The sequence below is a fragment of the Pseudomonas sp. RW10S2 genome (assembly GCF_014268985.1).
Classification (GTDB): domain Bacteria; phylum Pseudomonadota; class Gammaproteobacteria; order Pseudomonadales; family Pseudomonadaceae; genus Aquipseudomonas; species Aquipseudomonas wayambapalatensis.
Window position 1 is genome coordinate 1 of record NZ_JABWRO010000048.1, and the last position, 13,477, is coordinate 13,477.

The 13,477-nt window shown below is 65.5% G+C and carries 11 protein-coding genes; 7 read left to right on the plus strand and 4 right to left on the minus strand.

Features of this window, described 5'->3' with window-relative positions:
* Nucleotides 1-18: 18 nt before the first annotated feature.
* From HU729_RS12565 to edd, 4 genes are all read right to left on the minus strand, one after another.
* Nucleotides 19-1,485 (minus strand): ATP-binding protein, encoded by a 1,467-nt coding sequence (locus HU729_RS12565; RefSeq protein WP_186667957.1) that lies wholly within the window; start codon nt 1,483-1,485, stop codon nt 19-21.
* On the minus strand, nt 1,466-2,191 hold the full coding sequence (locus tag HU729_RS12570; RefSeq protein ID WP_186710269.1) for a response regulator transcription factor: 726 nt from the start codon (nt 2,189-2,191) through the stop codon (nt 1,466-1,468). The genes HU729_RS12565 and HU729_RS12570 overlap by 20 nt, the downstream gene beginning before the upstream one ends.
* 141 nt (nt 2,192-2,332) lie before the next feature.
* Nucleotides 2,333-3,292, minus strand: a complete 960-nt coding sequence (locus tag HU729_RS12575; protein ID WP_186667953.1) for a glucokinase — start codon at nt 3,290-3,292, stop codon at nt 2,333-2,335.
* Nucleotides 3,289-5,115 carry a phosphogluconate dehydratase gene (edd, locus tag HU729_RS12580; RefSeq protein ID WP_186710270.1) on the minus strand — a complete coding sequence of 609 codons (1,827 nt, stop codon included), beginning with the start codon at nt 5,113-5,115 and terminating at the stop codon, nt 3,289-3,291. The genes HU729_RS12575 and edd overlap by 4 nt, the downstream gene beginning before the upstream one ends.
* Before the next feature lie 270 nt (nt 5,116-5,385).
* Here edd and gap point away from each other — a divergent pair, with 270 nt between their 5' ends.
* The 7 genes from gap to HU729_RS12615 all read left to right on the plus strand — a co-directional run bounded on the left by gap (nt 5,386) and on the right by HU729_RS12615 (nt 13,462).
* Nucleotides 5,386-6,387 carry a type I glyceraldehyde-3-phosphate dehydrogenase gene (gene gap, locus HU729_RS12585; RefSeq protein WP_054895147.1) on the plus strand — a complete coding sequence of 334 codons (1,002 nt, stop codon included), beginning with the start codon at nt 5,386-5,388 and terminating at the stop codon, nt 6,385-6,387.
* A gap of 117 nt (nt 6,388-6,504) precedes the next feature.
* The gene (locus tag HU729_RS12590; RefSeq protein ID WP_054895146.1) at nt 6,505-7,017 is read left to right on the plus strand and encodes a sigma-70 family RNA polymerase sigma factor; all 513 of its coding nucleotides are present in this window, start codon (nt 6,505-6,507) and stop codon (nt 7,015-7,017) included.
* A gap of 76 nt (nt 7,018-7,093) precedes the next feature.
* Nucleotides 7,094-8,068: a FecR domain-containing protein gene (locus HU729_RS12595; protein ID WP_186710271.1), complete on the plus strand. Its 975-nt coding sequence runs from the start codon at nt 7,094-7,096 to the stop codon at nt 8,066-8,068.
* 158 nt (nt 8,069-8,226) lie between these two features.
* Nucleotides 8,227-10,815, plus strand: coding sequence for a TonB-dependent receptor (locus tag HU729_RS12600; RefSeq protein WP_186710272.1), 2,589 nt, complete (start codon nt 8,227-8,229; stop codon nt 10,813-10,815).
* A 168-nt stretch (nt 10,816-10,983) separates the two neighbouring features.
* On the plus strand, nt 10,984-11,589 hold the full coding sequence (locus HU729_RS12605; RefSeq protein WP_186710274.1) for a biliverdin-producing heme oxygenase: 606 nt from the start codon (nt 10,984-10,986) through the stop codon (nt 11,587-11,589).
* A gap of 52 nt (nt 11,590-11,641) precedes the next feature.
* The gene (locus tag HU729_RS12610) at nt 11,642-12,055 is read left to right on the plus strand and encodes a YbaN family protein (protein WP_186667933.1); all 414 of its coding nucleotides are present in this window, start codon (nt 11,642-11,644) and stop codon (nt 12,053-12,055) included.
* A gap of 57 nt (nt 12,056-12,112) precedes the next feature.
* Nucleotides 12,113-13,462, plus strand: coding sequence for a CoA transferase (locus HU729_RS12615; protein WP_186710275.1), 1,350 nt, complete (start codon nt 12,113-12,115; stop codon nt 13,460-13,462).
* Nucleotides 13,463-13,477 lie beyond the last annotated feature (15 nt).

Here is a 13,477-nt window from a genome sequence, read left to right on the forward strand (position 1 = left end):
GCGATAGGGCTGGCCCAATCAATCGATATTCCGGGGCAGGAACAAGGTCACCCGCAACCCACCCTCACGCAGGTTCAACAAACTCACCTCCCCGCCATGGCTGTGGGCGATATTACGCGCGATCCCCAGCCCCAGCCCATACCCCTGCTGCTGCCCCGCCAGGCGGAAATGCGGCTCGAACACCTGCTCCAGGCGCTGCTCCGGCACCCCCGGCCCCTGGTCGTCGACCTGCAGCACGAAGGCCTCGGTGCTGTCGATGATGCGCAGGTGCGCACGCTCGCCGTACTTGATGGCGTTGTCGATCAGGTTGCCGATGCAGCGGCGCAGCGCCAGCGACTTGCCAGGGTACGGCGCCAGCGCGCGGCCCTCCAAGGTGATGCGCCCATCGCCCAGGTAGGGTTCGGCAAGAATCTCCAGTACCTGGTTGAGGTCGATCGGTTCGATGTTTTCGTGGATGTCGGTATCTTTCACGCATTGCAGCGCGCCCTTGACCAGCAGCTCCAGCTCGTCGAGATCGCGGCTGAACTTGGCCTGCAGGTGCTCGTCTTCAAGCAGTTCCACGCGCAGGCGCAGTCGGGTGATCGGCGTGCGCAGGTCGTGGGAGATGGCGCTGAACAGCTGCGAGCGTTCGGTCAGGTAGCGGCTGATGCGCTCACGCATGGCATTGAACGCGCGCCCCACCTCGACCACTTCGCTGCCGCCACCTTCAGCCACCGGCGGCACGTCCGCCCCCAGTGACATCTCCCGCGCCGCCCGCGCCAGGCGCTTGAGCGGCCAGCTCTGCCAGTGCACCAGCAGGCCGATGAACAACAGCAGCAACAGGGTGGTCAGGGCGATGAAGCCGATCTGCTGGCGCGGCAGGCGCTCGGGTTCAAGGCCGGTATAGGGCTCGGGCAGCAGCGAGGCGATGTACAGCCACTCGCCTTCGTCCAGGCGGATCTGGGTGACCAGCACCGGCGGATTGAGCGGTTCGAGGGTCAGCGCGTAGTGGGCCCAGGAGCGCGGCAGCTCGTCGAGCTTCAGGCCGCTGTTGAAGATGCGCAGGTCGTCGGGGCTGACGAACTCGACGGAGATTTCCATCTGCTGGCCCAGGCGTTCGTGCAGCACCTGCTGGAACACCTCGATCACCGCCTGCTTGCGCGGGGTGATGGGCAGCACCGGCATGCCCAGCGGCTTTTCGTTGAGCGAGACGAAAAAGCGCGTACCGCCCATGCTGCGCAACTGGTCGAGCACCATCGGCCGGTAGGCCACCGGCAGGGAACGGAAGTAGCTGACGCTGGCGCTCATCGAGTGCGCAAGGCTGCTGGCGCTGGCGCGCAGCCCCTGCAGCTGGCTGGCGCGCAGTTGGGCGACCCAGATCACGCTCGACAGCCCCTGGGCGATCAGCACCACCAGCAAGGTGAGCAGCAACATGCGCCCGAGCAGCGAGCGCGGCAACAGGCGCAAGCGGCGCTCGGTGGCCTGCTCAGCCGGCACAGCTGACATTCGCTGCAAGCAGGTAGCCGCTGCCGCGCACGGTGCGGATCAGCCGCGGTGGCTTGTCGGTGTCGCGCAGGCGCTGGCGCAGGCGGCTGACCGCCATGTCGACGATGCGGTCCAGCGGCATCGGTTCACGCCCGCGGGTGGCATTGCCAATGGTGTCGCGGTCGAGGATCTGCTGGGGATGGTCGAGAAACAGCTTGAGCAGGGCGAAGTCGGCACCGGAGAGAATCACTTCTTCACCATCGCGGTGGAACAGGCGATGGCTGACCGTATCCAGGCGCCAGTCTTCGAAGGTGAGCACCGCGCTGGCAGGGGTGGCCGTGGTGAAGTCACAGCGACGCAGCAGGGCCTTGATCCGCGCCTGCAGCTCGCGCGGGCTGAATGGCTTGCCCAGGTAGTCGTCGGCGCCCAGCTCCAGGCCGATGACACGGTCGGCTTCATCGGAGCTGGCGGTGAGCATGATGATCGGCACCCGCGACTGACGCGGATGCTGACGCACCCAACGGCACAGGCTGAAGCCGTCCTCGTCGGGCAGCATCACGTCGAGGATCACCAGGTCGTAGTTGCCGGCATCCAGCGCGCGGCGAAAGCCCTGGCCGTCGGGTTCGGCATGGACCTGGAAGCCGGAGCGGCTGAGGTAGGTCTGCAGCAGCTCGCGAATGTCCTGATCGTCATCGACCATCAGGATGGTTTTACCGGCAGTGCTCACAATGAATTCCCTTGGGTCGGTACAGGTCTTGATGCCTGTTGTGGCGACATTCTATCGGCGTCGATGCCCTTCGCGGGCAAGCCCGCTCCTACAGTTTTTTGTGGGAGCGGGCTTGCCCGCGAATGGCACCACAACCGACCGTCAGTGGTCCAGCCTCTGCTGCAAGGCCACCCCGGCCCCGAGCAACCCGGAAAACTCCGCCGTCACCAACCATACCGGCACACCGGGGAAGTAGCCGCTCATGCAGCCCTTGTCGGCAAAGCTTGCCGCGAACCCGCTGCGCAGGAACAGCTCGGCGAAGCGCGGCACCACGCCGCCAACAATATAGACCCCGCCACGCGCCCCCAGGGTCAGCACATTGTTACCCGCGACACGCCCGAGAAAACGTGAGAACTGTTCGATCACCGCCAGGGCCTGCGGCTCGCCGCCCAGCGCGGCATCGGTGATCTGCGCCGGGGTCTTGTGACGGGGTGTGTCGCCATCCAGTGCACAGATGGCCTGGTACAGCCGCACCAGCCCACCACCACTGAGCACCGTCTCGGCGCTGACATGGCCAATCTGCCTGTGGATCTGCTGATGGATCGCCGCCTCGCGGGCATTGCCCACCGGCAGGTCGACATGCCCGCCTTCGCCCGGTAGCGCCATCCAGTGCTGCTCGCCAAGGCTCAGCAAGGTGCCGACGCCAAGGCCGGTACCCGCGCCGATGACCAGCGCCGGGCGCGCGGCGTCCGCCTGCCCAGGGCACACCTCTACGAACTCGCCAGGCTTGAGGCGGGTCATGCCCAGGGCCATGGCGGAAAAGTCGTTGATCAGCGACAGGCGCTCGACCTGCAGCACCTTGCAGAAGGCCGAGCGGCTCAGGCGCCAGTGATTGTTGGTGAAGCGGAACTCGTCGCCATCGACAGGGCCGGCTACCGACAGGCACACGTCCGAGACATCGCCACGCTTGAGGCCCTGGTCCTTGAGGTAGGCCTCGATGGCCTGCTCGGGGCTGGAATAGTCCGCTGTCGCCAGCACCTGCACCGCGTGCAGGTCATTGTCACGCCACAGGGCAAAGCGGGCGTTGGTACCGCCGATGTCACCGACCAGCGAGGCCTTCATTTGAAACGCTCCAGGGCAGAGGTAAAGGCGCTGGCGCCCTGCTCTGCCGGGCTGAACGCGACGCGCATGAAGCCGAACAGCTCGCGCCCGCACCCCAGGTCATTACCCAGGGGCGCATCAGGCTGATCGCGCCCGGCCAGCTCCTCGGCCGACACCATCAGTTGCAGCGTGCCTTCGACACCGTCGACGCGCACGATATCACCATCGCGCACCCGTGCCAGCGGCCCGCCGTCATACGCTTCGGGGCACACGTGGATCGCCGCCGGGATCTTGCCCGACGCACCAGACATGCGCCCGTCGGTAACCAGCGCGACCTTGTAGCCGCGGTCCTGCAGCACGCCGAGGAACGGCGTCAGCTTGTGCAGCTCGGGCATGCCATTGCAGCGTGGGCCCTGGAAACGCACCACGGCGACGAAATCGCGCTCCAATTCGCCAGCCTTGAAGGCATCGGCCAGCGACTGCTGATCGTGGAACACTCGCGCCGGAGCCTCGACCACCTGGTGTTCCGGCGCCACGGCGGAGACTTTCATCACCCCGCGCCCCAGGTTGCCTTCCATCACCCGCAGGCCGCCTTCGGCCGAGAACGGCCGCGAGGCCGGGCGCAGGATGTTTTCGTCCAGGCTGTGCTGCGGCCCTTCGCGCCACACCAGCTTGCCGTCGTCGAGGAACGGTTCCTGGGTGTAGCGGCGCAGACCGTGGCCGGCCACGGTATTGACGTCCTCGTGCAGCAGCCCGGCGTCGAGCAGCTCGCGGATCAGGAAGCTCATGCCGCCTGCAGCCTGGAAGTGGTTGATGTCGGCCTTGCCGTTCGGGTACACGTTCGACAGGGTCGGCACCACCTCGGAGAGGTCGGCCATGTCCTGCCAGGTCAGCTGGATCCCGGCAGCCTGGGCAATCGCCGGGATGTGCAGGGTGTGGTTGGTCGAACCGCCGGTGGCGTGCAGGGCGACGATGGAGTTGACCAGCGCCTTCTCGTCGACGATCTCGCCCAGGGGCATGAAGCTGCCACTGGCCTTGGTCATGCGCGTGACCTGCTGGGCCGCCTCGGCGGTCAGGGCATCGCGCAACGGGGTGTAGGGATTGACGAACGAGGCCCCCGGCAGGTGCAGGCCCATGACCTCCATCACCAGCTGGTTGGTGTTGGCCGTCCCATAGAAGGTGCAGGTGCCAGGGCTGTGGTAAGACTTCATCTCCGACTCCAGCAACTCCTCGCGGCTGGCCTTGCCTTCGGCGTAGCGCTGGCGCACGTCGGCCTTTTCCTTGTTGGAGATACCCGAAGGCATCGGCCCGCCAGGAACGAAGATGGTCGGCAGGTGGCCGAAGCGCAACGCACCCATCATCAGGCCAGGCACGATCTTGTCGCAGATGCCCAGCATCAGCGCGGCATCGAACATGTTGTGCGACAGGGCGATGGCGGTGGACATCGCGATCACTTCGCGGCTGGCGATCGCCAGCTCCATGCCAGGTTCACCCTGGGTCACGCCATCGCACATGGCCGGTACGCCACCAGCGAACTGGCCGACCGAGCCGATCTCGCGCAGCGCCTGTTTGATCTGTTCGGGGAAGTGCTGGTACGGCTGGTGCGCCGAGAGCATGTCGTTGTACGCAGAGACGATGGCCACGTTGGCGGCGTTCATCATCCGCAGGCTGTTCTTGTCCTGGCTGCCACAACCGGCCACACCGTGGGCGAAGTTGGCGCACTGCAGGCTGGCACGCATCGGGCCGTCGCTGGCCGCGCCGCGAATGAGCTCAAGGTAGCGTTCACGGGTGGCACGGCTGCGTTCGGTCAGCCTTGCGGTGACCTCAAGGATGCGCGGATGCATGTACTGGACTCCAGGCTATGTGTAAGGGCGACCTGAACCGGCATTTCCACTCCAAACGGTTGCGACCTAGGCTCAAGGCAGGGGCCGGAAAGGTCGTTGGCGTGGAAGGCTCGATCACTCGTTGTAGGTTTACCAAAATATTGCCACTAAAAATGCTTGTTTTCTATCTTGGAGTGAATAATCTTGTAATTCCAATAACAAAACCGTTTCAGTGAAGCTTCTACCCATTTTGTGCCATAGGCTTCACCCAGACTGCCAGAGGTAATGCCAATGACCCTTCGCATCGCGATCAATGGATTCGGCCGCATCGGACGCAACGTCCTGCGCGCACTCTATACCCAAGGCTACCGCCAGGACCTGCAGGTCGTCGCCATCAACGACCTGGGCGACAGCGCGATGAACGCCCACCTGCTCAAGTACGACAGCGTACATGGCACCTTCGATGCCACCGTGGAGGCCGATCATGAGAGCCTGACGGTCAACGGCGATCGCATCGCGGTCAGCGCCATCCGCAACCCCGCCGAACTGCCCTGGAAAGCCGAAGCCATCGATGTGGTGTTCGAATGCACCGGGCTGTTCACCGACCGCGCCAAGGCGGCGGCCCACATCACCGCCGGCGCCGGCAAGGTGATCATCTCGGCGCCGGCCAAGGGCGCCGATGCTACCGTGGTGTATGGCGTCAACCACGACGTGCTGCGCGCCTCGCACCAAGTCATCTCCAACGCCTCGTGCACCACCAACTGCCTGGCGCCGATCGCCCAGGTGCTGCAGCGTGAGTTCGGCATCGAGCAGGGGCTGATGACCACCATCCACGCCTACACCAACGACCAGGTGCTGACCGACGTCTACCACAGCGACCCCTACCGGGCCCGCTCGGCCACTCAATCGATGATCCCGAGCAAGACTGGCGCCGCCGAAGCCGTGGGCCTGGTGCTGCCGGAACTGGCCGGCAAGCTCACCGGCATGGCGGTACGGGTGCCGGTGATCAACGTGTCGCTGGTCGACCTGACCGTCAACCTCAAGCGCGAAGCCAGTGCCGACGAGGTCAACCGCTTGTTCCTCGAAGCCAGCCGCCATTCGCGCGTGCTCGGCTACAACAGCCTGCCGCTGGTGTCGTGCGACTTCAACCACAACCCGCTGTCGTCGATCTTCGACGCCAACCACACCCGCGCCAACGGCCGCATGCTCAAGGTGCTGGCCTGGTACGACAACGAGTGGGGCTTCTCCAACCGCATGTTGGACAACTGCCTGGCGCTGTTCCGGGCACAATGAAAAGGCCTTGGGGCTGCCCTGGCGGCCCCACCTTTACCCCTTCATGACATTTCTCCGCTTGACCTGGCGCATGGATGATAAGCATTATCATTCACCCCTCGTCGGCCAGGTTTCCCCGTGAGTCAGTCCCGGTTCAACTCAGTCTTCCTCACCCAGCGCCTCACCCTGCTGCGCACCTTGCAGCGCATGGTCGGCAACCCCAGCACGGCGGAGGACCTGCTGCAGGAAACCTACCTGCGGGTTACCCGCGCGCTGGGTGAGCGCCCTATCGAACACCTCGAACCCTTCGTGTTCCAGACCGCCCGCAACCTTGCCCTCGACCACTTGCGCGCGCGCCGCGTGCAGTCGCGCACTCTGGTCGACGATGTGCCCGAGCAGGTGCTGCACAATGTCGCCGCGCCGCTGGGCAACAGCGAGGATGCGGTGCATGCCGAGCAACTGCTCAAGCGCCTGAGCGTCAGCCTCGGCCAGCTCACGGCACGCCAGCAGCGCATCTTCATTCTCAGCCGCCTGCACGGTGCCAGCTACCTGGAAATCGCCGAGCAGTTGCAGGTCTCGGCCAGCACCGTGCAGAAGGAACTGAAGCTGATCATGGCGATCTGCATGGGTGTGGCCGACCGCCTCAAGTAAGCGACCGCTCGCCACCTGGGCAGGTGCTGGCTATTGCCATGCCTGCGCACAGCGCCGATCATCTGCAAAAAACGCCATGCAAGGATCCCCCGTGAGCAACCCCGCCCCTCGCCCATCGCCCGCCGAGCCAGACGCCCGCGCCCGCGCCATGGACGAAGCGCAGGACTGGCTGATCCGCCTGCAATGCCCCACCGAGCAGGACACCCAGGACTTCGAAGCCTGGCTGGGCGCCGCCGAGCAGAACGCCGAAGCCTATGTCGAAGTCGAAGCGTTGTGGAACGGCGTCACCCTGCGCCACCTGGCGAGCGATCTGCACCAACAGCGCCGCACTTCGCTGCGCGGGCGCCTGCGCAGCCACTGGAAACCGCTGGCCACGGCGGCCATGCTGGTGGTCGGGCTGTTCACCTTCGGCAACCTGCCAGTGCGCCTGCAGGCCGATCACCTGACGGTGGTCGGCGAACGCCAGCGGCTGCAACTGGACGATGGCGCCAAGGTGCTGCTCAACACCAACTCGGCCTTTGCCAGTGACCTGCGCGAAGGGCGCCAGGTTGCGCGGCTGTTGCAGGGCGAAGCCTATTTCGAAGTGCCCGGCGGCAACCAGCCGCCGCTTGAAGTCCAGGCCGGCCCCTTGCGCGCCCAGGTACGCGACACCAACTTCGCCGTACGCTACCTCGATGGCCAGGCGCAGGTGCGCGTGCAGCGCGGCGACGTCGACCTGCAGGCCGCCAGCGACCAGCGCATCCGCTTGAGCGCCGGTGACAGCATCAGCGTCGGGCCTGATGGCTTCGGTCAACGCCAGCGCGCCGACCTGCACAAGGAACTGGCCTGGATCGATGGCCGCCTGGTGTTCGAGAACTGCCCGTTGAGCCAGGTACTCGATGAACTGCGCCGCTACTACCCGGGCTGGATCATCAACCGCAACGACCACCTGGAACAGGTGGCCGTTACCGGCAACTACCGCCTGGACCAGCCCCTGGAGACCCTGCGCGCCCTGGCCCATATCACCTCGGCGCAGTTGCACGAATATCCGGCGGTGGTGATTCTCAACTGAGTGATGCCTGCGGGGGCGTCGAACCGCCGCCCCCACTAAATTATTTTTACGCGACTCCCACACCACGTCCGTCTCGTTATAGCCAATGCAACTGATTCTTGTTCGAAAACAAGAACTGCACTCACCTATAACAGTTCGCGCGACAGGGAGCGCTTCCGATGTCCTCAGGTCCAACCCGCCCTTCCCCCTCTTCCCGACGCATGGGGCAACTGTCCCTGCTGACCCTGGCACTGCTGGCCAGTGGCGCCTGCAGCCTGCCCGCGCTGGCCGCAGAGCCTGCCCAGGCCGCCAGCCCACGCATGGGCGACTACCGTTTCGCCATTGCCCAGCAGCCACTGGTCTCGGCAATCAATGCGTTCAGCGAAGTCACTGGCTGGCAGGTCGGCTTCTCCGCCGAGCTGGCCGAGGGCGTGGCTTCGCCGGGCGTGCAAGGGGCACTGGCACCGGAAGCGGCACTGCAGAAACTGCTGCACGGCACCGGCCTGGGCTTTCGCAAGATCGGCAACGGCAACGTCGTGCTCGAGCGCCAAACCGCAGGCAACGCCATCGCCCTGCAACAGTTGACCGTCAGCGCTACCCGCAGCGCCCAGGACGTAAGCCAGGTGCCGAGCACGGTTAGCGTGCAGACCCGCGAGCAACTGGACCGCCAGAACGTCAACGACATCAAGCAACTGGTGCGCTACGAGCCCGGCGTCTCGGTGGGCGGTGTCGGCCAGCGCAGCGGCCTGAACGGCTACAACATCCGCGGCATCGACGGCGAGCGGATCCTCACCCAGGTCGATGGCGTGTCGATCCCTGACAGCTTCTTCTACGGCCCCTACGCCCAGACCCAGCGCAATTACGTCGACCCCGAGATCGTCAAGCGCGTCGAGATCCTGCGTGGTCCGGCCTCGGTGCTGTACGGCAGCAACGCCATCGGCGGCGCGGTCAGCTACTACACCCTCGATCCGGACGACATCATCAAGCCCGGCAAGGACGTCGGCGCGCGCCTGAAGACCGGCTACAGCTCGGCCGACGAAAGCTGGCTGACCTCCGCCACCGTCGCTGGCCGCCAGGGCGACTTCGACGGTCTGCTGCACCTGAGCCAGCGCAACGGCCACGAGACCGAATCCTACGGTGGCCACGGCGGCACCGGCCTTGCCCGCACCGAAGCCAACCCGGAAGACGTGCGCACCACCAACGTGCTGGCCAAGCTGGGCTGGAACTACGCTGACGACGCGCGCCTGGGCTTCACCTACGAACACTACAAGGACGACCGCGACCAGAACATCCTCAGCGCGGTGGGCGGCCCATTCATCCCCGGCCGTGGTGCGTCGAACATGTATCGGATGCGTGAAGGCAACGACACCGTCACCCGCGAGCGCTTCGGCATCAACCACGAGTTCGGCCTCGACAGCCTGGTCGCAGACCACGTCAAGTGGAGCCTGAATTACCAGATCGCCAAGACCGACCAACGTACCGACGAGCTCTACTTCGCCTCCGGTCGCCAGGTGTTCCGCGACCGCCAGACCACCTACAAGGACCGCCAGTGGGTGTTCGATGGTCAGTTGGACAAAGCCTTCAGCATCGGCGAGACCGACCACCTGCTCACCTATGGCACCACAATCAAGCACGAGAAGGTCACCGGCTCGCGCAGCGGTACCGGCACTTGCCTGAACATCGGCGGCACCTGCCGCGCCATCGGCCAGAACAGCGCGAGTGATAGCCAGGCGCTGGTCAGCGACTTCCCGGACCCGACCATCAACACCTACAGCCTGTTCGCCCAGGACGAGATCCGCTGGAACAACTGGACCTTCCTGCCGGGTGCGCGTTACGACTACACCCGCATGGAACCGAAGATGACCGCCGAATTCCTGCGGGGCATCCAGGGCACCGGCGCGGCACCGTCCAGCGTCGACGATTCGGACAAGAAGTGGCACCGTGTCTCACCCAAATTCGGCATCACCTACGCCTTCAACGACAACTACACCTGGTATGGCCAGTACGCAGAAGGCTTCCGCACCCCAACCGCCAAGGCCATGTACGGGCGCTTCGACAACCCGACCTTGGGCTATCGCGTCGAACCCAACCCGAACCTGGAACCCGAGAAGAGCAAGAGCTACGAGACCGGCCTGCGCGGCAACTTCGACGCCGGCAACTTCGACGTGGCGGTGTTCTACAACAAGTACCGCGACTTCATCAACGAAGACGCCGTGCAGTCGGCCAACCTGGGCTCGACCTTCCAGGCCAACAACATCAAGCACGCGACCATCAAGGGTGCCGAGTTCAAGGGTCGCCTGAACCTCGACCACTTCGGTGCGCCGCAGGGCCTCTACACCCAGGGCTCCCTGGCCTACGCCCATGGCCGCAACGACGACAATGGCCAGCCGCTGAACAGCGTCAACCCACTGACCGCCGTGATGGGCCTGGGCTACGAACAGCAGAACTACGGCGGCCTGCTCAGCTGGACACTGGTCAAGCGCAAGAACCGTGTCGACGACTCCACCTTCTTCGCCCCCGACGGCGCCAGCAAGCAGTTCCGCACCCCAGGCTACGGCGTGCTGGACCTGACCGGCTTCTACAAGGTGACTGAAGACGTGACCGTCAATGCAGGTCTCTACAACCTCACCGACAAGAAGTACTGGCAGTGGGATGACGTGCGCGGCTACGACGGCCTTGGCGAGGCGGCAGTGACCCAGCCGGCCAACCTCGACCGCCTGACCATGCCGGGACGCAACTTTGCCATCAATGTGATCTGGGACATCTGATCCAGGCCAGCATCCCTGCGGGAGTGGCCCTGTGCCGCTCCCGCAAGGGACACCTCTCTCCCCCGCCCGAACACAAATGCCTCCCACTCCCAGGTGAGGTTTTTTTACTGTCCTGCGTCTTCTCTTTCGTCTTGTACCTAGACAGCCCCATTTCCCAAGGATGCACCCATGACCAGCCACACCTCCGAGCGCGCCGCCCTGCGCTCGCAACGCCTGAACCAGGTCACCCACGCACCGCACACCGAGCTGGACGCTCTGGTCAAGTCGCACGCGCCGTTCGACAGCCGCGAGAGCTTCGCCCGCTTCGTCGTCGCCCAGTACCTGTTCCAGTCCGAGCTGCAGGCGCTGTACACCGACCCAGCACTGATCGCCATCGTCCCTGACCTGGCCGAGCGTTGCCGGGCCGAACAGGCGCGCCTGGACCTGGCCGACCTGAACACCGAAGTACCCGCCCCGGTTGCCGGCGCTCTGGTCAAACCAAGCCTGGGCGAAGCCCTGGGCTGGATCTTCGTCTCCGAAGGCTCCAAACTGGGCGCAGCGTTCCTGATCAAGCGTGCCGTGGCCCTGGAGCTGTCCGACAGCTTCGGCGCCCGTCACCTGGGCGAGCCGGCCGGCGGCCGTGCAGAGGGCTGGAAACAGTTCACCCGCATCCTCGACGGCCTGGAGTTGTCGGCCGAAGAGGACGCCGCCGCCGAGCGTGGCGCAGTCGCTGCCTTCGAGCGCTTCACCGAGCTGCTCAAGCACGCCTACGCCACGGATGCCGCGCTGGCCTGAGACGCACCTGCCGGCCACCATTCGGGTGGCCGGACCGCTTTGCAGTGAGACCATGACCCGACTTGCCCGCTCCCGACTGTCCCGCCTGCTGTATGCGATCCTGGCTTATGTCAGCCTCGGGATAGGTCTGGTCGCCATCGTCATTCCTGGCTTGCCCACCACCGAGTTCATCCTCCTGGCCGCCTGGGCCGCGACCCGCAGTTCGCCGCGCCTGTCCGCCTGGCTGGAGAACCACCGTCTGTTCGGGCCGATCCTGTGGAACTGGCGCAACGGCAAGGTGATCCAGCGCCGCGCCAAGGTCAGCGCAACCATCAGCATGCTGCTGTGCGCAGGGTTGATGCTCACCGTTCTCGAACACCACTGGCCAGTGTTTCTTGCCATCGCCGGGATGACCCTGGGCAACCTGTGGATCTGGTCGCGCCCCGAACAACCCACCGCACCACTGCCCGCCCAACTGCAACGCTGAGCATTTGCATCCTTGCGCGGGATGTACTGCAATGGGATCCACTCAGGAGGATCCTGCATGCCCCAGTTGCTCGACACCATCGCCCGTGAACTGAAACTCGACCATGCCGCCCTGCGCTGGCACGGCGTCGGCGGGCTGCCCTCGACCTTCGCCGTCACCGACCTGGCCGCCGCGAGCATGGCCGCCGCCGGTCTGGCACTGGCCAGCCTGCTGCAGCGCCAGACCGACCACTGCCCGCTGGTCAGCATCGATCGGCGCCTGGCCTCGTTCTGGTTTGCCACCAGCCTGCGCCCCCAGGGCTGGCAGACACCGCCTCTGTGGGATGCCGTCGCCGGCGACTACCCCACCCGCGATGGCTGGATTCGCCTGCACACCAACGCTCCCCATCATCGCCAGGCCGCACTCGGCGTGCTGGGCACCCCGGCCGATCGCCAGGCGGTCGCCGAGCAGGTCCGGCGCTGGGACGGCGAGGCGCTGGAAAGCGCCGTGGTCGAAGCCGGAGGCTGTGCGGCGAAGATGCGCAGTTGGGCCGAATGGTGCGAGCACCCGCAGGGGCGGGCAGTGAACATGGAGCCACTGGTGTTGCGCGAGCATTTCGACGCGACAGCGCCATTGGCCTGGCAAGGCTGTGAAACACGTCCGCTGGCCGGCATCAAGGTGCTCGACCTCACCCGCATTCTCGCCGGCCCTACAGCCAGCCGTCTGCTGGCAGGCTTCGGCGCCGACGTGCTGCGCATCGACCCACCCGGCTGGGACGAACCGGCGGTGGTCGCCGAAGTCACCCTGGGCAAGCGCTGTGCACGCCTGGACTTGCGCGCGACGCCTGACCGCAAGGTGTTCGAGCGGTTGCTGGGTGAGGCCGACATCCTCCTGCATGGCTATCGCGCCGATGCACTGGGACATCTGGGTTTCGGCGCACAGCGCAGGCGTCAGCTCAACCCCGGGCTGATCGACGTCAGCCTCAACGCCTACGGCTGGAGCGGCCCCTGGCAGGAACGTCGCGGCTTCGACAGCCTGGTGCAGATGAGCAGCGGCATCGCCCGCGAAGGCATGCGCTGGAAACAAACGGAAAAACCCGTGCCTTTGCCGGTGCAGGCGCTCGACCATGCAACCGGGTACCTGATGGCGGCCGAAGCGATCCGTGGGCTGGAGCAGCGCCTGGGTGGAAGGGCCGGTTACCGGGCACGGCTGTCCCTGGCACGCACCGCCAAGCTGTTGGTGGAGCATGGAACGATGGGGGATGACTTGCCCCTGGCAGCAGAAACGCCCGAGGATCTCGACCCGCATCTGGAACGGACACCTTGGGGAACCGCGCAAAGGATCAGGGGGCCGTTGAAGGTTGGGCCTGCCCATATGCACTGGGCACGCGGGGCATGCGAGCTGGGCTCGGCTCAAGCGTGTTGGTGACGGTTACGACCTCCG

Coding starts and splice junctions, on each gene's coding strand:
- HU729_RS12565 (WP_186667957.1), bottom strand. CDS start 1,485: ATGTCAGCTGTGCCGGCTGAGCAGGCCACCGAGCGCCGCTTGCGCCTG.
- HU729_RS12575 (WP_186667953.1), bottom strand. CDS start 3,292: ATGAAGGCCTCGCTGGTCGGTGACATCGGCGGTACCAACGCCCGCTTT.
- edd (WP_186710270.1), bottom strand. CDS start 5,115: ATGCATCCGCGCATCCTTGAGGTCACCGCAAGGCTGACCGAACGCAGC.
- gap (WP_054895147.1), top strand. CDS start 5,386: ATGACCCTTCGCATCGCGATCAATGGATTCGGCCGCATCGGACGCAAC.
- HU729_RS12595 (WP_186710271.1), top strand. CDS start 7,094: ATGCAAGGATCCCCCGTGAGCAACCCCGCCCCTCGCCCATCGCCCGCC.
- HU729_RS12600 (WP_186710272.1), top strand. CDS start 8,227: ATGTCCTCAGGTCCAACCCGCCCTTCCCCCTCTTCCCGACGCATGGGG.
- HU729_RS12605 (WP_186710274.1), top strand. CDS start 10,984: ATGACCAGCCACACCTCCGAGCGCGCCGCCCTGCGCTCGCAACGCCTG.
- HU729_RS12610 (WP_186667933.1), top strand. CDS start 11,642: ATGACCCGACTTGCCCGCTCCCGACTGTCCCGCCTGCTGTATGCGATC.
- HU729_RS12615 (WP_186710275.1), top strand. CDS start 12,113: ATGCCCCAGTTGCTCGACACCATCGCCCGTGAACTGAAACTCGACCAT.